Origin of the sequence: Thermosynechococcus sp., from assembly GCF_025999095.1 — a bacterium.
GTDB lineage: Bacteria > Cyanobacteriota > Cyanobacteriia > Thermosynechococcales > Thermosynechococcaceae > Thermosynechococcus.
In genome coordinates, this window is the sequence record NZ_AP024678.1 from 1,154,788 (window position 1) to 1,176,704 (window position 21,917).

Consider the following 21,917-nt stretch of genomic DNA (forward strand, 5'->3'; position numbering starts at 1 on the left):
TGTCTTCTATTGTAAACTTTGCCCCTCCACAATCCTGTGCTCGAGTTCACAGCAGGCAAGGAGAAAGTCGGGGGGCACAGGGGCAGGCCATGTCCCCTCAACACGGCGATCGCCCAACACAATCAGATGCAGGCTATAGGCATGGGGATAGCCCTCCAATTCCAAGTGCACCGCGTTGTTGCTGCCACTGAGGGTAATCATTTCCTCGGGCATCAATTCGGGGGCGATCGCCTGCAACTGCTCATGGAGTTGGCGAAATAACTCCACAAAGGCCCTAAACTCGGTGTCAGTGAGTTCGGTGGCCCAATCCTGGGCACCCACTAGACCTGCATAGTGTTGATCACTGCGCCAGCCCACTCGCCAGCTTTGCCCGACTCGCAGTTCCATAGGCCAACCCTCTAGAATGTGGGTACGAGGGTACTGTTGCCGCCAAAGAGTGCCCAAGACAGGAAAAAGTTGAGAATAAAAATGGCCAGTAGCGAGATCACCACCGCCGCCGTAGTGGATTGACCGACGCCCTTGGCGCCCCCGGTGGTTGTCATGCCCCAATTGCAGCCAATAATGGCCACGACCCCGCCAAAAATGCCCGATTTAATGATCGAACTCCACAGATCCCAAGTTTGTAGAAAGTTCTGAATGGACTCAATATAGATCCCACGGGGAATACCGTAGAGATAATCGGCAATCATCAAGCCCCCCCCCAAGCCCGTTACCAGTGCTAAGACATTAAGAATTGGCAACATAAGCACACAGGCAATAAACCGTGGCACCACCAAGTAATCTACGGGATCGGTGCCTAACATATAGAGGGCGTCAATTTGCTCAGTGACTTTCATGGTGCCAATTTCAGCCGCAAAGGCGGAGCCAACCCGCCCGGCGAGCACCACTGCTGTCAGCACAGGCCCTAGTTCCCGTGCAAGGGCGATCGCCAGCACCCCACCTACCGCAGACGTGGCACCAAAGGCAATAAATTCACGGGCGACCTGAATCGTAAACACCATACCCACGAAGGCGGCTGTAATCAGGGCAACACTGAGGGAGGCAGGCCCCACCAAAGCCATTTGCTCGATCAAGTTACGTAGACTAACCCGCCCCCGCAGCAAATGATAGGTGACTTGACCCGCTAAGAGAAAGGCTGTACCCAAGCGTCGTATACCCTGACTTGCCCGCCAGCGTAGCCTTGGCCACTTCATCGCCTTCATTGTTGCGTCCTAGAAATTACCGGTTTCACCCGCAGCACCATTACCTAAGCCTGAGAGTTTGAGGAAGAGGTTTTTATCCGTTGTGCTCTGATAGACACAGCTAATTTCAGGCTTGGCGTCTAGGTTGCCGACGTAGCCAAAGGTATTCAGCCGTTGGCGACAACTGCGCAACTGTTCACCCGTAATGAGTTGTCGCTGTTCTAGGAGGGCAACGTTATTGGCCCGCAGAACACAGCCCGGTTGCATGGAGGGTTGAGACACAAAAACCGAAAAGGGATTAAAGGTCACAAAAATCCGCGTATCCACCGCGATCGCGCTCGCACCAAATTGCACGCAAATATCGGGATTGGGTGCTGCTTGATCAATAAACTGCGTCGAGGCCACGTTATCGGGGTTAAGGGTCGTGGTTTTGCTGAAGGTGACGCCAACGCCAACCCCAATAATGAAAACGCCGCCTAAGATCGCCAAGGTACGGGTGTTCACCGCTGACTTGGATTCTGGCTCTGGCTGACGACGAGTTTGAGGACGGGGACGCGGTGGAGATGGCGAACGTCGAGGCATAGCAGCAAAAGTGAACAGCACTTCCCTACCAGTATGCCCCTAGAAGGCAGAGTTTGCTTGCCCCCCCGCCTGTTTTGGCTTGGCCTTGTTCACTTTCAGGACTCGCCCTAGCCATGTGGCACCATCAAGATCATCAATGGCAACGGCCTCCTGAGTTTCATCTACCAGTTCGACAAAAGCAAAGCCCCGTCGCTTACCGGTTTCGCGATCCACCGGCAACACAATCCGGCGAATGGCACCATATTTTTCAAAAACTTCGCGAAGATCGTTTTCAGTGGCCTCGTAGGAGAGGTTGCCGATGTACAGTGTCATAACCCGAACTCAGAAGCAATTTGAGAATCATGATAGCCTTTTGCCTTGATTTCTCTGTGCGATCCAGACTACACAGCCGAGGACTTTGCAAAGAAAATTAACGTTTTCTATCGGACTTAAAATATATGGAGGTTAAAAAGAAATTAATCCTTCCCTGTCAGTTAACTGTAATAGCACTGTAATAGCCGACTACAGCAGTTCAGGCAAAAAACAGGCGCCCTGAGGGCGCCCAGGAAAAGTGGATTATGGCTTGGATTATGGTTGAATGTTGGGCTTCACGCAGCAGCCAGTGGCGACCAACTTAGCATTTAGCACCGCCGTATCGTCTTGAACCAGGAAGCTCAGCCGGCAGCCGTTCAGCCAAGAGGGCGCAATCGGAATCGTGAGGGTTGTTGTCGTGCCGGCACTCACCCCAGTGTTGGGCCACAGGTACTGCCAGTGCAACACACTGCCGTTTTTCCAGAGGGAAATGGTGTCATTACCTGCATTAGCGCTTTGGTGCGATTGGCCATTCTGCAGTGCTTTGACGGTGACCACTAGCTTAGCCTTTTGCACCTCGCAGCAGCGTTCTTTACAGCCCTGCCACTGGAAAGTATGCCGCACGTGACGGTTTGGTGTCGTACCGTTGAAGTTCGGCTCTATCCATTGCGGACCGGGGGTGCTAGGGAAGTCCGGGCCATAGGGCGTGGTGGTCTGGGGCGGGGGCGCCTGGAGGACAATGGTCTTTGGACAGGGCTTTTGGGGAGCACTCATCAAGTCGGGCGAGGCTTGGCGCTCCTCGATCTCATCGGGTATGGGTAGCGGCGGCAGTTGACGCAGCGGCACAGGTGATTTCAGAAAGGGTGGGTTTTCGAGCTCTGGCGGCGCAACCGGTCCCTCAATCGGCGGTTGATTCGGCAGCGTCCGGTCGTTTATGACGCCTGGGGTAAACACGGGCGGAGGCCCCTGTGGCTTTGAGGGCGTTTGCGCTAGGGAAAGTGTTGCGCCAAAAGTGACAAAAAGAAGAGTAACAATAAAGTTAAGTTTTGTGTTTCTCGAAAGTTTCATAGTCATCTCCTCCTCCCTCCCTACATTGGGGAGGGTCTGATGCAATCAATAATCGGTAATAATATGCAAACCCTTGATGTGGGGGGCTTTAGCAGCTTGTGAGGTGCTAGACGCTCATAGGGCCGCTTGTGTTCCTATTCTTGTTCCCGATGAAATGGTCACTCCTGAGCATGCTGTCAATTTGTGCCTGTGCCACTGCTGGCATACTTCCACCCACAGACTGCGATCAACCTGTCACGATCTAAAGTATCAGCGTTACCTCACTGCCCTGCGCTAGATTGACACCGCAGAATGCTGGTTTAAGCCACTTCTCGTTTCAGGTAGGACAATAGAATGATTGCCTTGGCACGATTGAGCTGGTCACTGTCGGTTTTACTGGGAGCTATTGCCCTTTGGTCAGCCAGTGGGTTAGTGATCGCGGGACCGACACTCCCTTTGGCAGGACAACATCAATTGCCGTTGGCAAATGGACTCTACCTCTTTGGTGAATCTCCCCAACCGCAGCGAGTAGGTCGTAGTTACATCGTCTTTGCAGTGCAAGATCGTAAGGTTTACGGGGCGCTTTACCTGCCCAATTCCTCCTTTGATTGTTTTCGGGGTACCGTCGGCGATCGCCAGTTGCAGGTGACGGTTCTGCCGACCTATGAAGAAGAGCCCTACCAAGCAGAAATTGATTTACTCAGTTTCTATAGTTTGCCTCGCTTGAGCCCTAGCGATCGCGCCATTTTGGCCACCTGCGCAGCCGAACCACGACCCATTGTCACCCACACAGGAAGCTAGGTAGAGGTGTTATCATCAGACAGTACCTTTTGCCATTAAGTTTTAGATGGTTCAGCTAACCCCGACGCCTGCCTATAGTCTGACTTTGCGATTAGAGACCTCCTTGGATCCGACGGAATTGGGCACTGTTTTGCAGATCATTGGCGGGCAACACGGGCAAGTGGATTCCATTACGCTCATTGAGAAAACCGCCAATAAAATCCTACGGGAACTGGTGGTGGTGGCTGCCAGCCGCGATCATGCTGAGGCCATTGTCAATGCTGTGCAATCTGACACCCAAGCCACAGTGCTAGAGGTGAGCGATCGCACATTTCGTCTCCATGAGGGGGGCAAAATCACCGTTAAAAGCAAGCACCCTCTGCAAGGATATGACGATCTGGCGATGGCCTATACGCCGGGTGTGGGTCGGGTATCCCAGGCGATCGCTGACGATCCAGACTTGGTTCACAAACTCACGATTAAAAGCCATACCATTGCCATTGTCAGTGACGGGAGCGCTGTGTTGGGATTGGGCAATATCGGCCCAGAGGCTGCCCTACCGGTGATGGAGGGCAAAGCGATGCTCTTTCAAGAATTTGCTGGCTTGGACGCGTTTCCCATCTGCTTGGCCACCCAAGAGGTGGATGAAATCGTTGCCACTGTGAAGCGGATCGCCCCTGTCTTTGGGGGCATCAACCTGGAGGATATTAGTGCCCCCCGCTGCTTTGAGATAGAAGCCCGTCTGCAGGGAGAATTGGATATCCCTGTGTTTCACGACGACCAGCATGGCACCGCTATTGTCACCCTCGCTGCCCTCAAAAATGCCCTGCAATTGGTGGGTAAATCCTTAGAAACGGTGCGCATTGTTATCAATGGTGCAGGGGCAGCCGGGATTGCCGTGGCACGACTCCTGCGCAAAGCTGGCGCCAAAGACTTAATTTTATGTAATCGCCGCGGGATTCTCTCGGTGCAGGCAGACCTAACTCCTGCTCAACAGGAATTTGCTGTTGCCCAAACGGGAACCCTTGCCGATGCCCTTGTGGATGCCGATGTTTTCATTGGCTTGAGTGCCCCTGGCGTCCTCACCGTGGAAATGGTGCAGCGCATGGCCAAGGAAGCGATTGTTTTTGCGATGGCCAATCCCGTGCCGGAAATCCAACCCGAACTCATCTCTAACCATGTGGCAGTGGTGGCTACCGGCCGCAGTGACTATCCGAATCAAATCAACAATGTGCTGGCCTTTCCGGGGGTGTTTAAGGGTACCCTTGCCTGTCGGGCACCGCGAATGACCGCGGAGATGTTCCTCGCGGCAGCGGAGGCGATTGCGGCCTTGGTGAGTCCCTCTGAACTACAGGCCGCCTATATTATTCCCTCGGTGTTTGATCCACGGGTGGCAGCGGCCGTCGCCCAGGCAGTGGCGGACTGCGGGCGATCGCTGGGGTTAGCGCGTGCCTAGTCTCTATTGCGGGACAGTAAAGGACTGAGTCAGGGTCAGGCCCAAATCCGTATTGGCATCAACAACTACTAGTCGCTGCACGGCCGGATCAATCACACCCCCAATCGTGGCACCGGCGGCAGCACCGGTAATCACTTTTTCGGGCGTAATCTTGCGATCGCCAATCACCGCTGAAGCACCGGTGGCAACGGCTGCCCCAATTAGGGTATCCCGAATAATTGAAGTTGCCGGACGCCCCTGATTGGTTTCAATGGCTGCGCCCGTTGCCGCTCCCGTCAGGACCTTCAAGGGGGTAATCTTTTGATTGCCCAGCAGGCCAGACAATCCAGCAGCCACCGCTGACCCAATGGCCGCATTGCGGAAGACATTGCCAATGTTGGGGTCACGGGCATCGCGAATGGTACGAATGACTTGGGAATTGGCGGCGATCGGTAGCTGGCGGTTATTGATCACTACTGTATTCGCCACAAACTGGGAGCCTCCTTGGGCAGGCTGGATCTGGCCAAAAATTTCACTGCCCACGGGAATGACGACTCGACCCTGACGATCGCGGACATCGGCAGCTGTCACCAAGCGCAGGGCAATCGTTTCACTGGGACTCAAAACAATCCGCTCTGCATCAGGAAAACGAGCCGGAATCTGTTGACCAGCCGGCAGTGCAATGGGTGAAGTGGTGACTGCACCCGCAATGTATTGTGTTGGGACAAGGGCTTGGGCACCGGGGGCACGGGTTGCCTGACAAAGGAATGCCGCAATATCGGCACGGGTGGCCAGTTGATTAGGGCCAAAAACTTGCACATTGGGATAGTTGACCACCACCTGTTTAGCTGTAGCCGCAGCTACACCGGCTCGTCCGTAGGCGGGAATCGCAGCCCCATCATTGAACTGGGCTAAGACCCCGTCCACAGAAGGCGGTGTGGGATACTGCAAGCCGCTGGCAAGGGCAACAATTGCCTGAACGCGAGGAATATTTTGATTGGGCTGAAAAACATTGCCGGGGTAGCCACTCAAGAAGCCGGTACGGGTGGCGTTTTGAATCGCACTCGCTGCCCAAAACGTGCTGGGGACATCGTTAAACGTACCGGGGGCGCGTACCACTGGGGCATTGGGAAACGCCTTTCCCAGCATGGCTGCGTATTCAGCCCGTGTGACTGCCGCAAAGGGGCGAAATGTGCCATCGGGATAGCCGCTGATAATGTTGCGACTGGCAAGGTGGTCAATACAGGCCTGTGCCCAAATACCTTGGGTATCGGTAAAACGGGATTGGGCTTGAGCCGGAACAGTGGCTAGAAAGGCAAGGGTACTAGAACTCATTAAACCGCAGCTCAGAAGGGCCAAGCTGCGCTGTGCTGGGCTCTGCATTGCAAATCTCTCCAAGTAAGACGATATTAAAAAACTTAGCTGCGAGGGCTGACCCCTCAGCGGCTTTGATGGGGAAAACACGCCAAGGGTTGACTCTGCCGATTCCCATAGACGCAGCGCCGTAGATTAGGTTCCTTTGGGGGTAGGGGCTTCACTGGGGACAAGAACTGATTCCACTTGGGTATTCATCTGCCAGCCAGAAATAAGGGCGGCCGGCAGTGTGTGGGGTTTGGGGCTGTGGAGCAGGTAAATCAGGCGATCGCCCACTTGCCACTCTTCATTGGCTCGCACCACCCGCAATCCCTCTGGCCGTTCCACTAGGAGGGGAAGTACTTTCCCAGAGCGTATCAAGGCATCAAGGTGCTGGCGTTGCAATTGCGATCGCTCCTCCTCAATGACCAGTTCCCCAAGACGAACTGCCTCAGTGCTGATATATTGATTCCATGTTTTGATCGACAGTTGTGGGGCAAAGGCTGGACTCAACCCCAAGGGACAATCCTCTAACTCAAGGGCAGCCAGGACCCGTGGCGGATGAAATTCTTCGAGGACGCGCTGTGCCAACACTGCATTCACCTCTGTGTTGCTGGTAACCGCCAAATAGGTGCCCAACTGGGTAATGCCGGCCTCCTGCAAGATATTCAAGTCAAGGGCACTGCTGAGATAGACGGGCAGATGGTCACGGCGAGCCTGCTCCACCGCCTCTGGATCGGTGTCAATCATCACCACCTCTTCGCCGCGATCGCGCAAAATCCGCGCCAGCAGCCTACCGAGGGGGGTGCAGCCGGCAATCATCACCCCCGAAGCCCCTTGGGCACGGACATGCAGCTGAGTGGCCACCCAACGCGCTGTTAAGCCTTGGCCAAACACCGTCATCAGGATCGTTAGAAAGACTTGTCCCTTAATGGCATCCCCGCCACTCATGCCGGCATTGGTCAGGGTAATGGCAAAGAGCGATGCCACCGAGGCCGCCACAATTCCCCGCGGGGCAATCCAACTGAGGAAGGCCTTCTGTTGCCAACTGAGATCACTGCCCCAGGTGCACAGCACCACGCCGAGGGGGCGAATGATCAACATCAGACACAGAACCGTGAGCACCCCCGACCAACCGAGCTCCAACAGACCCGCGATCGACAGATCGGCAGCCAAGAGCACAAACAACACTGAAATCGAAAGGGTACTTAATTGTCCCTTAAAGCGGCGCAGCAGGCGCTCCCCCGGCACTTCACCCCAGCGCAGTACCAAGCCGAGAACGACGGCCATCATCAGACCCGACTCGCTCACCAGTTGATCGGAGAGCCAAAACAAGCCCCAAAGAACCGCCAGCACCAGTAAATTGCGGAGATCGTCGGCGAGAAACCAGGCGCGACGCAGAAAGCGGCTGAGAAACCAGCCACCGATGCCCCCCATCAAGGCACCCACAGCCAAACGCTGACCAATGCCAAGGGCGATCGCCCCCATGCCGAGGTCTTGATTGAGCACTACGTTCAGCACGACAACCGCCAGAATAGCCCCAATGGGGTCAATGAGCACGCCTTCCCCTTCTAGAATCACGGCCAACTTGTGCTCGACACCCACTTGGCGCAGCAGGGGACCGACAACCGTCGGTCCCGTCACCACCACAAGGGAGGCATAGAGAAAGGCCAGTTGCCAAGGAAACTCACCAATCCAGTGGGCAGCCATTGCCCCCGCCACAAACGTAACCAATCCCCCCAGCGTCACTAGCTTCCACAGACTACCTGTAATATCTTGGTCGGCACGACTGAGATCTAAGCTCAGCCCCCCTTCAAAAAGAATGAGGGCAACGCAGAGGGGAACCAAAACTTCTATGCCCTCCCCCAACACTTCGGGATGAACCCATCCCAAGCCGCTTGGCCCTGAGAGAATCCCTACCAGTAACAACAGGACAATGCTGGGCAGCCGTAGCCAGTGAGCAGCCACTTGGGCGCCAATGCCCAGAACAACTGTGATCACGAACAAGGCGGTGAGTGCGGCACTACTTTCCATGGCAGCCTCCACAGAGGTTTAGGCGTTTAGGGCTAGACTGGCGGGCAAGCGTTCCTCCTTGTTTTACGTCAAAGTTCAATACTGGACTGTTGCATTTGTCACACCCCATTGCCGGGGAACCTGATTACAGGATACTGGAAGTCCTTAAGCACTAGCAATTTCAGTTAATTTTGCTAAGGTTTGCCGACAGCAAGGGGCTACAGCCCGCTTTGGGATCGCCACCACAGCCATGCCGCTGCCCCACAGAGGGTACAGTTGCCAAGGAATGTGAGCAGGGCTTGCAGATCCACCAACCAAGACAGTGTCACTGCATTATCGAAGTAATGCCACGTACAGGCACACATGGCACTCACTAAAGCCGGCAACATTGCCCAAGCTAACCATCGCCATCCTTGCTCTGGACGGCGGCGATCCAGTTGTGCCACAAACCAAATCGCCGCCATCCACTCCAGGACACTGGAAATATGCACCATCCACGTGGGAATTGATAGAGCGTGCATTAGGACTCTGGATAGATGAGGATTTTGTAAGTCTGCGGGGTGGGATGCACTGCCCGTTCCACTGCCTCGGCCAGTTGCGCCAAGGGATAGCGATCGCTCACAAGGGCTTTGACATCAATACGGCGGTTAAAGATAATGTCGCAGGCAAGGGACTGCAAGCGATAGGAGGAGCTATAGCTCCCCATGAGGTCAATCTCACGGCGGTAGAGAATATTGGGATTGAGGGGAATCTCCACTTCATCGGGAAACTCGGCAAAAAATAGGATTTTGCCCCCCTTGCGCGTACACTCTAGGGCTTGGCAAAAGGCTTTTTCACTGGGGACCGCCAAGAGACTGACGTCTACCCCCAAGCCTTGGGTGAGGGCCTGCACCTTGGCACTGAGATCCCGATCGCGGGCATCAAAGGCGGCAGCAGCCCCTACTTCCTTGGCTTTAGCTATCCGCGAGGGTAGGAGATCGGTGGCGATCGCCCGCGCCCCAAAGAGATTCACCAACATAATAAACATCAGGCCAATGGGCCCTGCTCCCGTAATCAAGACTGTTTGACCGGGAGCGATCCCCGCTTTTTTGACTGCCTTCAGGCAACAGTTGGTGGGTTCAACGAAGCTGGCTTCCTCATCGCTAATATGATCGGGAATGGGAATCAGTCCCCCATGCTCCACAATGTGTCCCGGCACTTTCACATACTCCGCGAAGCCACCACCACTGGGAATAAAGCCTGCGGTTGTCGTTACTGTTTTATAGACGTGACACATGGAGTAGTTTTCGTTCAAGCAGTAGGCGCAGCGCATACAGGGGATATGGTGCATGACCACCACCCGCTGGCCCACTTGCCAACCCGTCACGGCATCGCCCACTGCGGCAATTTCACCCGCTGTTTCATGGCCAAAAATACGGGGCGGTTCATAGAGGGGATAGCGAATTTTCTTGATGTCCGATTGGCACAACCCAACCACTCTGACCCGCACTAGCACTTCATCGGCAGCAATCTCAGGAATCGGAATCTCTTCGTAGCTGAGTTGATTGACCCCTCGGAACACTTGGGCTTTCATGGAGACCTTGGCAAACTCGTCACCCCTCAAGATAATTGCCCCTTGCGCTGAGAGCAAGTCTTGATGATACTGCTTTTTGACTTGTGCTCAACGCCTTACGGCATCAGAGGTAGAGGCACTGAGTAGTGGCGAGTGATTAGTGACTAGGTGCTCAACGCCTTACGGCGTCAGAGGTAGAGGCACGGGAGAAGTCGCGGGGTATCTTCCTCGGTTTGAGGTGCTCAACGCCTTACGGCATCAGAGGTAGAGGCACATGGCGGCTCCACTGGAGCAGATTCAGTTTGTCAAGTGCTCAACGCCTTACGGCATCAGAGGTAGAGGCACCTTCTGGTTTGAGTTCTCTTAGTTCCTTTTCGTGCTCAACGCCTTACGGCATCAGAGGTAGAGGCACTTCTTACCACCGACGTCGCTGCTGTAGTTGAGTCGTGCTCAACGCCTTACGGCATCAGAGGTAGAGGCACGCAGATGTTATTGAAAGCGTGGAAACGCTAGACCTGTGCTCAACGCCTTACGGCATCAGAGGTAGAGGCACTGACCTGCCTCAAAAGCCTCTCTAGGACTATATTAGCACAGGTCGTTTTCAAGCATGTCAGCCACTTAGTTTTTTGTTGGCTGTAAAATTTTTAGCCTGGCTCCGTATTCAGTTGTCAATCCCGCTCTGGGCAAGAGGTTCAGAGATTTTCAAGCACCTCTAAATCTAACAAAAACTCTCAAACCATGTCAAGAAGCTAGTTTTGAATATGACTCAACTCAGAGAATATTTAAGCCCAGAGGTGCTTGCACTCTTGAAAGGGGGCGCAAAATTCAGGCTGCATTTCCTCGAGCTTTGCCAATTTGAGTGCTGCTCACCAGTCAAGGTAAGCTAACAAACAGAGGATCGTGCTTGGGGTAAAGGACATGGCTGTTGCTGCCGCCATCATTCTCTTGTTGTTGAGTGGCTGGGTCAATGACCATCCGTGGGGATGGCTACTGATTCTCGGTTTAGGGTTGGGCTATGGGTACTGGCGGCGATCGCCCGCTGCGCCAAACGTAGCTTCCCCTCAACCGGCCTTAGATTTCCAATTAATTGAAAAGCAACTGGCAGACACTCAGAGCCTTTTGCAGGAACTTCCCCCAGAGCGCCAAGCCTCCCTCCAAGCCACCCATCGCCAACTACAACAGCGGTTAGATAACCCAATGGTTGAGGTGTGTGTCCTTGGGCAGTCGGCTTATGCTCTCACTCAGGTGTACGATGCCGTCGCCACACTGCTTAATTGCTGTAGGGTTCAGCAGCAAACCCTGGCAACCGTTCCCCAAGCGGACTTAGTACTTTTGACGGTCAGGGGTGCCCTCACCGCCAGTGAGTTTGAGATGCTGCGGGCCTTGCAGGCAGGACATTATCACATGCTTGTGGTGTGGTACCCAGAAACAGTGCAGGAGCGCGATCGCGTCGCCCTGTGTCTAAAACAGCAATTGCGAGATCTCCAGATCCCTGAAAAGCAACTAGTTCCCTTTACAGCGCAGGCTCCTGAATCGTTTACCTCAAGACTCCTAGACTACCTCAGCCAGGAGCGAGCCAACCTTGTCCTCGCCGGTACCTATCGCCGGGCCCAACAACTCCATCAACAGGCACAAGCTGCCCTCAATCACTATCGCCAAGAACGAGCCACTCCCATCATTGAACGCTACCAATGGCTGGCGGCGGCAGCAACGGCGGTGAATCCCCTCCCCCTTTTGGACCTGGTTATGGCCGGGGGGCTTTTGGTGCGCCTCACCTGGGACTTAGGGCAAATCTACCAACGCTCCTTCGGCTTGGCGGATGCTGAACCCTTGGCTAAGGAGCTGTTGCGGCTAATGGTGCAATTGGGGGCTGTGGAACTGGGCACGCAATCCCTAGGGCAGTGGCTCAAGGGCAATTCCCTCACCTATCTGGCGGGGAGTTGTTTACAGGGGGCAACGGCAGCCTACGTGTTACGTTTGAGTGGTCTGAGCTTGATTCATTACTTTGAGAGCGCTCCCCAAGCAAAATCCCTGCCCTTGGTGGCTCGCTTGCAGCAAAGCCTGCGGTGGGCACAGCAACAGGTGGGACGCTCTCCCCTGCAAACCCTAGGGCACTCTCTTGGTTTGCCGTCGGCCTAGCCAGTGGCGCAGGAGTTGCCCCGCAAAAAGCACAACAAATGCGGGATTGTTCATCAAATAGCGCTGCCAGAGGCGGCGGGGTTCCTGCAGGAGGCGAAAGAGCCATTCTAAACCGATCGCCATCATCCAGCGCGGTGCTTGCGCCACAGTGCCACTGTGAAAGTTGAAGGCCGCGCCCACCCCCACCAAGACAACGGGCAGAAAAGGGCTTTGGCGCGCCATCCACTCCTCCTGCTTTGGACAACCAAGGCTGATAAAGACCAAATCAGCACGGCTATCAAGGATGCGCTGGCGATCGCTGGCCTCCTCCTCAGGGGTCAAAGCACGAAAGGGGGGCGCGTAGGCACCCGCGAACTGCAGAGTAGGAAAGCGCTGCCGCAGATTCCGTTGTAGCCGCTCTAACACCGGGGGTTCACTACCGTAGAGAAAAACTCGCCAGCCTTTCTCTTGGGCGCGATGGCACAACGCCAGCATTAAATCCGGGCCATAGACCCGTTCGGCATGGGGAAAGCCCAAGAGCCGTAGGCCCCACACCAAGGGCATACCGTCAGAGGTTACCAGTTGGGCGCCATTGACCACCCGCTGGAAGGGCGATCGCCACACCCCCGTCATGACCACATGGACGTTGGCAGCCACCACATAGCCCCCCTGGCCTTGACCAATCCATTCAGCCACCAGATCACAGGCTTGGCTGTAGGTAGTGACGTCAATCCGTGTTCCTAAAATGTCCACTGACTCCACGCTGGTCCTACTCCGCATGTTTTACTTGATTCCAGCGTAGGGGAGTGATGGCAGAATTAAAGTGAAGATCCGACAATGCAATGCAGATCTTATGTTGCCCCCTGCAGAATGAATTTAGACGAGTGTTATCGCATTCTGGAGTTACCCCAAGGAGCATCCTTAGCCCAAGTCAAATCCGCATACCGGCGGCTAGCACGACGCTATCATCCCGATGTCAACCCCGGCGATCGCACGGCCCATGAGAAGTTCATTCTCCTCCAACAGGCCTATGAAAAACTCGTGCGGGTGCTGCCCCCCTTTCGCCCTACCCCCGTCAAATCAGAACCGCAAACTCGCGCGCCACAAACACCACCACCTCTCTCTGCCTTTGACATTGAACTGAAACAGGCCAGCTACCGCCAACTTCAGGAATTCCTCAAATATCGCTGCTATCAACGTGCCATCTCCCTTGTGGAAGGGTTGGCCAGTCGACTGCCCCAAGATGCCGAAGTACGGCAGTGGCAAGCCGTCACCTATCAGTGCTGGGCGCGGCAACTCATTCGCGATCGCCAACCCCAAGCGGCACGGGAATACTTGCACCGAGCTCTAAAAGCAGATCCGGATAACCGTAGCGTTTGGCAAGAAGTCGAAAAGGACTTTCGTACCCTTGATCGCCTCTACGGCAAAGCAATCTAAGTCCAATCCTCCTGTTTATTGCTGCCCACCTTGTAAACGCCACCGCGAGCGTGGATGGCACGGGTACGCTCAAAGAGTTCTTCCTGCGTAAGTTGCCATTTTTCTAGCAGCTCTGCCATCAATTTCTTATTTGTCTCGGCCCCGGGGAAGCCATCGTAGCGAATCAGCAATCGCCCCAATTCCGCTAAGTTGTAGTCACTGATGCCCTCTTGCCGCAGACGCTCGAGGACTAACCGATCTTGAGCTTCGCGAGGATGTTGTAGGTTCTGGGAGTTGGTCATTTCAGCCTCCAAGTTACCAGTTAAATGCTTTAACAGCCAATTCTGCGATAGCGATTCCCTGGCTGCTGCTCTACGCAGCCCATTAGCTCTAGGTGGATTAATTCTGCCATGATTACCCCCGTGTCCAAGGACACTCGCTGCACAATGTCATCGAAGGCAACACTATCACTGCCTTGGCTCAGCTGTTGTATCGCCGCCAAAATCTGTTGCTGCGGGAGTGAGGGCGCTGAGAAGGGTGTCGGAGGATCAAGGGGGGGTATATGCCCTAATAATTGTTCAAGGAGAGCTTCTTCTCCCAAAATAATGTGTGCCCCCTGATTCACTAAACTAAGGGCACCCCTGGCACGGTGGTTATCCAGATGCCCCGGCAGCACGTAGACATCGCGACCATACTCGGCAGCATAGCGAGCAGTAATCAGAGCACCGGATTTGTAGGGAGCCTCTGCAATAATCACCGCCCGGCACAGGCCGGCAATGATGCGGTTGCGGCGGGGAAAGTGGGGGCGATCAACACCCACACCCCTAGGGTACTCGCTCAACAATCCCCCGCGTTCAGCAATCTGATAGTACAGGGAACGATTTTCCGGAGGGTAGATCATATCCACACCCGTTGCCAACACCGCCAGTGTGGCACCGCCCGCGTCTAAACAGCCGCGATGGGCTGCACCGTCAATGCCTGCAGCCAGGCCCGAAACAACAATCAAGCCAGCCCGCGCAAGCGCATACCCCAACTTGTGCGCCCACCGTTCGGCATATTCTGAAGGATCACGGGTACCGACAATGGCAACGGTGGGTGTGGGTTGACTGAGAATTTCTAAAATACGGTTACCACCATAGTAAAGCAGGGGTGGTGGATCAGGAATTTCCCGCAACAACGGTGGATAACGGGGGTCGCTCAGCACCCAATGGTGGGGATTTAGCCGGCAATGGTGTTCGTAGAGGGTTAGGGGTTGGCACTGCTGCCGATACTGGGCGATCGCCCCTTGGAGTTTAGGACCAATCCCCTCTACTTGTCCAATAGCTGCTATGGGCGCTTGCCAAGCGGTTTTCAAATCCCCAAAGTGCTGCCAGAGGCGCTTGAGTAATACCGGACCCAGGCCAGGTACCTGTGACCAACTATACCAGTAGGCAGCATCAGGGGGAACCAAGGGAGCTTAGTAGGCTTCCTGCAATTCGTAGAAGTCAGGGGTGATGTAGTCTTTGCGCAATGGCCAACCCACCCAATCCTCGGGCATGAGGATGCGCTTTAAGTTTGGGTGCCCCTCATAGACAATGCCAAACATATCGTAGGACTCGCGCTCTTGCCAGTCGGCGGTTTTCCAAATCCAATAGACCGACGGCACACGGGCATCATCCCGCGGCACAAAGACTTTAATGCATACCTCTGGGGGACGATCGGCATTATCACTGAGTTTAACCAGGTGGTAGGTGCTCACCAAGTCTTGGCCGGGACCCGAGTCATAGGCGGCTTGGCAGCGCAAGTAGTTGAAGCCATCGGCATAGAGGGCTTGGCACACCGCCAGCAGGCGATCGCGATCGACTTTAATCATTTCTACGCCAGAGGCATCCCTACCGAGGGATTCCACACTCAGGTTTTGAGACTGGAGGAGGCGGCCCACAGGGCCAGCTTCAACAATGGGGGCTGCGGGGGTGTCACTCATGTTTGCTGCTCCAACTTAAAGGGCTATCCACTCACTCAGGACCATTCGAGGGCACGTTTGCGCCATGCATAAACTAGAGCCACGATCAGAATGGCAATGAAAATCAAAGCTTCAATGAAGGCCAGCAATCCCAACTGATGGAAGGCCACTGCCCAGGGATACAAAAAGACCGTCTCCACATCAAAAATGACAAAGACGAGGGCAAACATGTAGTAGCGCACATTGAACTGAATCCAGGCGCCACCAATGGGTTCCATCCCCGATTCGTAGGTGGTCAAGCGGATCATCCGCCCCGATTTGGGACGCAATAGGGCGGAAAGACCCAAAGCAAGGACAGGTACCAGACCACAGATAATCAAAAAGCCGAGAAAATACTCGTAACCACTGAGAACAAACACGGTTGTAGTGTCCTTCGATCTTGGCATCGCTACCATTTTGACACACTCCCCTAGCGATCGCTAGGCTAGGGATCAATAGAAAAAACTAAATTGCCCTATAGCGAATCACTAGCAATGTCCCAACCAACTGTCCTCTGCGCTGGCGAAGTTCTCTTTGATTGTTTAGAAATCCCCCCCGATCCCCCCCAATGTTTTCTGGGGGGTGCCCCGGCCAATGTGGCCTGTGGTTTAGTGAAGTTGGGAGTGAGTGCGGCTTTTTTAGGGGCTGTGGGGGAGGATGCCTTGGGGGAGCGAGCCTGTGCCGAATTGGCCACCTTGGGCGTCAATATCGAAGCGGTTGAGCGGGTAGCTGGGCTGCCGACGCGGCAAGTGCGGGTGCAGCTGGTGGGGGGCGATCGCCGGTTTGTCGGGTTTGCACCAGCGGGAACCTCTGTCTTTGCGGATATGCAGTTCTCTGGCCAGCAGGTCTCCCCAGCGTTACTGACTGGGGCACGCTTTTTTGTCACCGGGACCCTCGGACTCGCCAGTGAACCCACCGCCACCACCATTGAACATCTGGTGCAACAACTGCGGCAAAAAGGTGCCTTGATTCTCATTGATGCCAATTGGCGACCGATCTTTTGGCCTGATCCAAGGGTTGCTCCTGAGCGCATTTGTCCTTTTCTGGCCCAGGCGCATTTTCTGAAACTGGCCAAGGAGGAGGCGGAATTATTTTTCTCTGACAGTGATCCCCAAGTTGTTTATCGTGCGCTTTGGGGGAGGGCGCCCGACCATGGGGTGGTCATTACTAATGGGGATCAAGCGATTCGCTACTTTTGGCACGAAAATCAAGGGGAATTAGAACCCCCCTCGATGTCAGTTGTGGATACCACTGGTGCCGGTGATGGCTTTGTTGCGGGTTGGATTGCCCAGTTATTGCAGGGCACGCCAGACACCTACCGTGACCCCCAATGGCAAGCGGCCTGTTTAGAATTTGCCACGGTGGTGGGGGCGCTAGTGACAACAAAACGGGGAGCGATCGCGGGTCAACCGACCCTGGCTGAGGTTAGGCAATGGTTTGGGGATCATCCTCAGAGAAAAATACGAACGCACTCAACGGCCTAGCCGTGGTTGATGGTCTGGCGGCGATCGCCGGCCGGTTCCCATGGTCAGGGAGGGCTGCTGCCAAGGGACAGGCCCGCCAAAATCCCCGCACTGGCACATTCAGTTTTTCGCAGGTACCACCACGTCGCCCTTCGGAATAATAGAAGCGGCAAAAGCGGCAAGTTGTGGGAGTGACAATTGGGCTGTCCATCGCGGGGATCAACTCCGAAGTAAAATCTTTAGGCTCTCTACCTTCCATCCTATGAAATTGTCCCCAGGGACTTTTTCAGCGATCACAGGGTCAAAGGGGCCTAGGGAGTGAGTTTTAGCGATCCCCGGTGGTCAAAACTGCTTTTAGATTCTTTTCATACTCCCGCAATACTCCGTAATAATACGGACATCAATCGTAGGAAAAATAAAAAAAAGTTGAGCCCGCAGACTCAACCCTTGGAGATTACTTCACTCTATTTGCGAGTAACCTTTCCGAGCAACGGCGGAAATTAACGCACCGCAACTGGCGTCGGTTCCTTGGGGGGGATTAAGAATAACTTGATCATCTGCCACAGATTTGACAGATAAAGGGGCAGTTTCTTGAGGAAGCCGCCGTTTTGCTTGGCAATTTCTGTGAGCTTAGCGTTGTTTTCGACGCAGCGCTCTAACCGCTGATAAAATTCCGGATGATCAACATCGAGAATCACCGGGAAAACACGGCCTGCGGTTTCATTGGTTTTGGCAATGACCTCGCGATCGTACTCGCGGGCATCTAAGCCAATAGCAGCATAGAACTTCGACCGCTGCAAATCGTTGAGGTACATGGTGGCAAAGACCGACAGCAGGAAGAAGCGGCACCACAGTTTTGGTGGTAGCCAGCAGACCAGGAAGTAGCGTGCCCATTTCTTGCCAGAGAGGGAGAGGGGAATTTCCTTAATCTTTTGCCAGAAGGTGCGTGGCCGATCCAGCATTTGTGGTTGGGCACGCATCACGGCATCAAAGAAGTCACCGTGGCGGTTTTCGTCTTGGCACCAGTTCTCAAAGAAGCGGAAGATAGGATAAATGCGATGTTCGGGGTGCTTCTCCAGATGGCGGTAAATCGTAATGTAGCGCCAGTAGCCAATTTTCTCAGAGAGGTAGGTAGCATAGAAGATGAATTCTGGTTCAAAGTAGGTGTAACGGCGGTGCTGGGTCAAAAAGCCCAAATCCAAGGACAGGTTAAAGTCAGCCATGGCTTTGTTGAGGAAGCCAGCGTGGCGGGCTTCATCGCGAGACATAAGGGCAAAGCACTCCGCCAGTAGCGGGTTGCGATCCTTGAGCTTGCGGCTGAGTTCTTTGTAGAGGAGAAAGCCAGAAAATTCGGCTGTACAGGAGCGCTCCAGAAATTCAATGAATAACTGGCGAGTTTCGCCATCAATGTGATCCCAAGACTGTTCAAATTCTTCGTCCCGCACAAAGTGGTGGCGGTTGTAGTCGCAGCGGAATTCCTCAAGGATGGCCTCAAGTTCTGCTTTATTTTCACTAATATCCATGTTGGCCATCGCTTCAAAGTCGGTGGTGTAGAAGCGGGGCGTGAGGATGGTTTCCTTGGCAGGGGCTTTGATCCCCGGCCGCAGTTCTTCAAACTCTGGTTTAGCGACGGTATTGACCATAAAAAGCTGCGTCTCGCTTTTGCTAACGGCACTCATAGAGCATGGTAGCGAAAATCACCGATGCGTTACAGGTCGTTACAGAACCGTTACATTCCCCACCAGCGGCTGAGTTGATTGCGCCAGCGATCGCCCCAAGAGGCCGACCAGGTGGGTTGGCTATAGTTTTGAATTAACTGTTGCCCCAGGGGCGTGAGGCGGTAGCGATCGGTGAGGCCTTGGCCATCTACTTCGCGGCGCAGTAAACCGACGCGGATCAACCAGTCCAATTCTGCTTCTGCTACAAGCGCGGGCAAAGGCGATCGCGTGAATCCAGATTGGCGACCCGCCTCTGCAGCAATTTCTAAAAGCGCCACACTCCGCTGCTGCATTGTTTGAAACAGGGGCGGCAAAAAGGGACTACAGCGCAGGGCACGATCAGCCCGTGCCAAAACCTTCGGAGAATAGGCGATCGCCACAGGGTATCTCCTTAACAGAAAACCTCAATAGCCGCTATCAATGAAGGTTGCTCGCTCATGCACTGACGAGTTGGCAGGGGGTGTCTGAGGGGATTGAGCCGCTGGAGAGGTTGATGGTGAGGAGGCTTCTGCCTCCTGACGACGACGATCAGGCAAGATCACCCGCTCCATGATGAACTCAATTGTGCCCCTGCGTATCCATCCCCGGGCCACCAAAATATCGCCGAGTCTTGCCCCTGTGGCTCGCTGATCCGCTAAGGCGACTTCAATTTGCGCCGGTGTCACCAACTCTGCCTCGACGAGATAGTTCCCCAACCGTTTCGTGTAGCTGTCATCATGGGGACGCTGGGCAGCGGCCGGCTTTTTCGGAGGTTCCGCAGTCTTTGCGGTCACCCCCGGCAGGCTCTCAAAATCATGGCGATCGCCCGCTAGGGCAACCAAACACGCCTTGATTTTCATGAGAATTTCCGCGGCCCGGCGGGATTGATTTTGCTGGGCTGCCTGCTCCAAGAGTTGAGCTTCTGCCTCAATCAGCGTTTGTCGGGATGCTATTGCTGCGACTTGTAAAATGCGTGCCTGCTGCTGAAGCACAGCCATATTCCCTTCCAAAAGGGCTTTTTTACACTGCTTGAGAACAAGAGCTCCCTGCTTCAGCAGGACGTTGTGGGTAGGAGTAGTCATACACAGCAACAGTGGGGATAAAGAAGATTGATTGCAAGAATCTTAAAGCTTGACAAATATCCTTGGCCTTGTTTAGGTAAGGGGGAACAGCGCCGAACCTAACTTATTCATATACTAGCCTTTAATACTATACCCCTTTGTATTGAACCCATTCTGCTGCAACTACATCAAAGAACTACATCAAAGTAAAGGCTCTGTAAAGATGAGGTAATCCAGCCCTCTTCGGCAACCCAGGGGAGGTCAAGGAGCTTTGAGCCTCTCTGGCGGTGGCTTTCAGAGTGTTGAGCATGTTGCATCCTTGTGAAAAGGGCTTTTATTGTCACGATTGCTGCCGTAGGACGGTGTTGAAGAGTTCCTTCACCTGTTCCCAGGCATCCCGCGCTGCTGCTGCATCGTAGCTCTCCCGTTGATCGCAGAAAAAGCCATGATCCGCAGGATAGATGAAGATGTGGTGACGAATGCCATGGTGGCGCAGCGCCGTTTCAATTTGTTTCACCTGCTCCATGGGAATACTTTGGTCGCGATCGCCAAAGAAGGCATAGAGCGTGCCGCGAATTTTTGGTGTGATTTCAATCGTGGGTAGGCCACCGCCGGGGGTCATAGTTGTTATCCCAGCACCGTAGAATGAGGCCGTGGCTTTAATGTCTGGCAACTGGGCCACCAGATAGGCCACATGACCCCCAAAGCAAAAGCCAATGGTACCAATGGCATCGCCATCCACCTTGTCGAGGCCACGCAGATAGGCAATGGTGGCTTGGGTGTCACTGAGGAGTTCCTCGGCTTTGGTTTGGTTTTTGTACTGTCGCCCCAAATCAATATCAGCCGCAGTGTAGCCCGTTTCAAAGCCGGGGGCAAAGCGTTGGTAAAGGGCGGGGGCGATCGCCACATAGCCTTCGCGGGCAATGCGTTCGGTCACATCGCGGATATGGGCATTGACGCCAAAAATTTCCTGAAAGACAATCACTGCTGGATAACGGCCGGCAGCCACTGGCTCTGCGAAGTAGGCATCAATCAGCAGATCGCCATTGACGACCTTGACCCAACGACTGGTCATCTCCACCATCGTGAACCTCCTAGGCAGAAATATCGAGGTCAGGAAAGGTGCGCTTGAAGTCGCTCATCAATTCATCCAGTTCCGCGAGGGCGGATTCAATATCAATCCTGAGGGTGCCATTACCGGGGAGTTCCAAAAGCTTTTTCAGGCTCTCCCGCTTCGCTAAAACAATTGCCAGACGTTCTTGGAGTGTGGATAATTCCATGGTTGACCTCGCTGCAAGGCTCACTTTTACTGTACCGCTCCTTTGAACGGATTCTGCCCTTCAAGGGGTGTGGGGGGCACCAGTTCCACATTGATTTCATTCACAGGGCGCGGCCGCAGTTCCAAAGATTGCGATCGCGGCAGCAGGTCAAAGACTTCGCGAAAGGTGTCATCGAGGGTTTCAAAGGGCACGGTGCCGATAAATTCCTGGTGCAATTGCCCTTGGCGATCGAAAATTAGCGTTTGCGGCACGCGGCCTTTGTAGTAGTATCCGGGTTCATTGGGGGAGAACTGCGCCCCAAAGGGCAAGGCATCCACATCAACGGCAATAAAATCGGTCACGCGCCCATAGTACCCCTGTAACTGGGAAATGGTGGAGGCAAACTGTTTGCAATCGCGACTATCGTTGACATAAAACAGCAGCAATGTGGCGCGATCGCTCTGGCGCGATTTCTCTAGGGTAACCTTCGGTGGCACCAAGGAGCCATTGCCGGCATAAAGAGCAAAGATATTCCCATCGTAGCGATCGTCTTGTAACCCTGCCCAACTCGGCGCTGTCCACAGTCCCCACAACAGCAGGACAAGTCCTAACCAGCCCCAAACCTGTTTCATTGTCTGCTCCATCGGATTTCGTTCTGTAAAGGTACTATACCGTCAGGCCATCCCCC

Annotated in this window: 25 protein-coding genes and 1 CRISPR repeat array; of the genes, 5 read left to right on the forward strand and 20 right to left on the reverse strand. The window is 54.4% G+C overall.

What is annotated here, in order from left to right:
• Positions 1-6: 6 nt before the first annotated feature.
• The 5 genes from Q0W94_RS05670 to Q0W94_RS05690 all read right to left on the reverse strand — a co-directional run bounded on the left by Q0W94_RS05670 (position 7) and on the right by Q0W94_RS05690 (position 3,122).
• On the reverse strand, positions 7-387 hold the full coding sequence (locus Q0W94_RS05670; RefSeq protein WP_297762161.1) for a DUF1818 family protein: 381 nt from the start codon (positions 385-387) through the stop codon (positions 7-9).
• Positions 388-398: 11 nt separating this feature from the next.
• Entirely contained in the window at positions 399-1,193 is a 795-nt protein-coding gene (locus Q0W94_RS05675) for an MlaE family lipid ABC transporter permease subunit (RefSeq protein ID WP_315863102.1), read from the reverse strand.
• A gap of 18 nt (positions 1,194-1,211) precedes the next feature.
• A complete protein-coding gene (locus Q0W94_RS05680; protein ID WP_297762165.1) occupies positions 1,212-1,763 on the reverse strand; it encodes a DUF3172 domain-containing protein in 552 nt (183 codons plus the stop codon).
• A 39-nt stretch (positions 1,764-1,802) separates the two neighbouring features.
• A complete protein-coding gene (locus tag Q0W94_RS05685) occupies positions 1,803-2,075 on the reverse strand; it encodes an RNA-binding protein (protein WP_297762167.1) in 273 nt (90 codons plus the stop codon).
• A gap of 255 nt (positions 2,076-2,330) precedes the next feature.
• Positions 2,331-3,122 carry a hypothetical protein gene (locus Q0W94_RS05690; RefSeq protein WP_297762169.1) on the reverse strand — a complete coding sequence of 264 codons (792 nt, stop codon included), beginning with the start codon at positions 3,120-3,122 and terminating at the stop codon, positions 2,331-2,333.
• Between the two features lie 333 nt (positions 3,123-3,455).
• Here Q0W94_RS05690 and Q0W94_RS05695 point away from each other — a divergent pair, with 333 nt between their 5' ends.
• Together Q0W94_RS05695 and Q0W94_RS05700 are read left to right on the forward strand one after the other, a co-directional pair.
• Positions 3,456-3,902 (forward strand): hypothetical protein, encoded by a 447-nt coding sequence (locus Q0W94_RS05695; protein ID WP_297762171.1) that lies wholly within the window; start codon positions 3,456-3,458, stop codon positions 3,900-3,902.
• 46 nt (positions 3,903-3,948) lie between these two features.
• Positions 3,949-5,337 (forward strand): NAD-dependent malic enzyme, encoded by a 1,389-nt coding sequence (locus Q0W94_RS05700; protein WP_297762173.1) that lies wholly within the window; start codon positions 3,949-3,951, stop codon positions 5,335-5,337.
• 3 nt (positions 5,338-5,340) lie between these two features.
• On the opposite strand, the gene Q0W94_RS05705 is transcribed toward Q0W94_RS05700, so the two are convergent.
• The 4 genes from Q0W94_RS05705 to Q0W94_RS05720 all read right to left on the reverse strand — a co-directional run bounded on the left by Q0W94_RS05705 (position 5,341) and on the right by Q0W94_RS05720 (position 10,255).
• On the reverse strand, positions 5,341-6,651 hold the full coding sequence (locus Q0W94_RS05705; protein ID WP_297762175.1) for an S-layer homology domain-containing protein: 1,311 nt from the start codon (positions 6,649-6,651) through the stop codon (positions 5,341-5,343).
• A gap of 174 nt (positions 6,652-6,825) precedes the next feature.
• Positions 6,826-8,703 (reverse strand): sodium:proton antiporter, encoded by a 1,878-nt coding sequence (locus tag Q0W94_RS05710; RefSeq protein WP_297762177.1) that lies wholly within the window; start codon positions 8,701-8,703, stop codon positions 6,826-6,828.
• 197 nt (positions 8,704-8,900) lie between these two features.
• Entirely contained in the window at positions 8,901-9,203 is a 303-nt protein-coding gene (locus tag Q0W94_RS05715) for a DUF2499 domain-containing protein (protein ID WP_297762179.1), read from the reverse strand.
• Positions 9,203-10,255 (reverse strand): zinc-dependent dehydrogenase, encoded by a 1,053-nt coding sequence (locus tag Q0W94_RS05720; protein WP_315863103.1) that lies wholly within the window; start codon positions 10,253-10,255, stop codon positions 9,203-9,205. The genes Q0W94_RS05715 and Q0W94_RS05720 overlap by 1 nt, the downstream gene beginning before the upstream one ends.
• An 83-nt stretch (positions 10,256-10,338) precedes the next feature.
• A CRISPR array of direct repeats spans positions 10,339-10,787; the repeat unit is 36 nt; unit sequence GTGCTCAACGCCTTACGGCATCAGAGGTAGAGGCAC.
• A 365-nt stretch (positions 10,788-11,152) separates the two neighbouring features.
• On the opposite strand from Q0W94_RS05720, the gene Q0W94_RS05725 reads away from it, so the two are divergent.
• Positions 11,153-12,373 (forward strand): YcjF family protein, encoded by a 1,221-nt coding sequence (locus Q0W94_RS05725; protein ID WP_297762183.1) that lies wholly within the window; start codon positions 11,153-11,155, stop codon positions 12,371-12,373.
• On the opposite strand, the gene Q0W94_RS05730 is transcribed toward Q0W94_RS05725, so the two are convergent.
• The gene (locus Q0W94_RS05730; RefSeq protein WP_297762186.1) at positions 12,341-13,105 is read right to left on the reverse strand and encodes a WecB/TagA/CpsF family glycosyltransferase; all 765 of its coding nucleotides are present in this window, start codon (positions 13,103-13,105) and stop codon (positions 12,341-12,343) included. The genes Q0W94_RS05725 and Q0W94_RS05730 overlap by 33 nt on opposite strands.
• Before the next feature lie 117 nt (positions 13,106-13,222).
• Between Q0W94_RS05730 and Q0W94_RS05735 the strand changes: the two genes are divergently transcribed.
• Positions 13,223-13,789 carry a J domain-containing protein gene (locus Q0W94_RS05735; RefSeq protein WP_297762188.1) on the forward strand — a complete coding sequence of 189 codons (567 nt, stop codon included), beginning with the start codon at positions 13,223-13,225 and terminating at the stop codon, positions 13,787-13,789.
• On the opposite strand, the gene Q0W94_RS05740 is transcribed toward Q0W94_RS05735, so the two are convergent.
• From Q0W94_RS05740 to ndhC, 4 genes are read right to left on the reverse strand one after another with little or no spacing between them, the layout of a single operon-like run.
• Positions 13,786-14,070: a DUF3288 family protein gene (locus Q0W94_RS05740; RefSeq protein WP_297762190.1), complete on the reverse strand. Its 285-nt coding sequence runs from the start codon at positions 14,068-14,070 to the stop codon at positions 13,786-13,788. The two genes, Q0W94_RS05735 and Q0W94_RS05740, sit on opposite strands and share 4 nt — an antisense overlap.
• A gap of 29 nt (positions 14,071-14,099) precedes the next feature.
• A complete protein-coding gene (gene dprA, locus Q0W94_RS05745; RefSeq protein WP_297762192.1) occupies positions 14,100-15,218 on the reverse strand; it encodes a DNA-processing protein DprA in 1,119 nt (372 codons plus the stop codon).
• 6 nt (positions 15,219-15,224) lie between these two features.
• On the reverse strand, positions 15,225-15,731 hold the full coding sequence (locus Q0W94_RS05750; RefSeq protein ID WP_297762194.1) for an NAD(P)H-quinone oxidoreductase subunit J: 507 nt from the start codon (positions 15,729-15,731) through the stop codon (positions 15,225-15,227).
• Between the two features lie 35 nt (positions 15,732-15,766).
• Positions 15,767-16,129 (reverse strand): photosynthetic/respiratory NAD(P)H-quinone oxidoreductase subunit C, encoded by a 363-nt coding sequence (ndhC, locus tag Q0W94_RS05755; protein ID WP_297762375.1) that lies wholly within the window; start codon positions 16,127-16,129, stop codon positions 15,767-15,769.
• Between the two features lie 114 nt (positions 16,130-16,243).
• Between ndhC and Q0W94_RS05760 the strand changes: the two genes are divergently transcribed.
• Entirely contained in the window at positions 16,244-17,233 is a 990-nt protein-coding gene (locus Q0W94_RS05760; RefSeq protein WP_297762197.1) for a carbohydrate kinase, read from the forward strand.
• A 479-nt stretch (positions 17,234-17,712) separates the two neighbouring features.
• Here Q0W94_RS05760 and acsF read toward each other — a convergent pair whose 3' ends face one another.
• The 6 genes from acsF to Q0W94_RS05790 all read right to left on the reverse strand — a co-directional run bounded on the left by acsF (position 17,713) and on the right by Q0W94_RS05790 (position 21,861).
• On the reverse strand, positions 17,713-18,855 hold the full coding sequence (acsF, locus tag Q0W94_RS05765) for a magnesium-protoporphyrin IX monomethyl ester (oxidative) cyclase (RefSeq protein WP_297762199.1): 1,143 nt from the start codon (positions 18,853-18,855) through the stop codon (positions 17,713-17,715).
• Between the two features lie 86 nt (positions 18,856-18,941).
• Positions 18,942-19,310 carry an Npun_F0494 family protein gene (locus Q0W94_RS05770; protein WP_297762201.1) on the reverse strand — a complete coding sequence of 123 codons (369 nt, stop codon included), beginning with the start codon at positions 19,308-19,310 and terminating at the stop codon, positions 18,942-18,944.
• A gap of 24 nt (positions 19,311-19,334) precedes the next feature.
• Entirely contained in the window at positions 19,335-19,991 is a 657-nt protein-coding gene (locus tag Q0W94_RS05775) for a hypothetical protein (protein ID WP_297762203.1), read from the reverse strand.
• A 319-nt stretch (positions 19,992-20,310) separates the two neighbouring features.
• Complete coding sequence (locus Q0W94_RS05780; protein WP_297762205.1) at positions 20,311-21,054, reverse strand: dienelactone hydrolase family protein; 744 nt, start codon at positions 21,052-21,054, stop codon at positions 20,311-20,313.
• Positions 21,055-21,064: 10 nt separating this feature from the next.
• Positions 21,065-21,250 (reverse strand): hypothetical protein, encoded by a 186-nt coding sequence (locus tag Q0W94_RS05785; protein ID WP_297762207.1) that lies wholly within the window; start codon positions 21,248-21,250, stop codon positions 21,065-21,067.
• A gap of 26 nt (positions 21,251-21,276) precedes the next feature.
• Positions 21,277-21,861: a thylakoid membrane photosystem I accumulation factor gene (locus Q0W94_RS05790; protein ID WP_297762209.1), complete on the reverse strand. Its 585-nt coding sequence runs from the start codon at positions 21,859-21,861 to the stop codon at positions 21,277-21,279.
• Positions 21,862-21,917 lie beyond the last annotated feature (56 nt).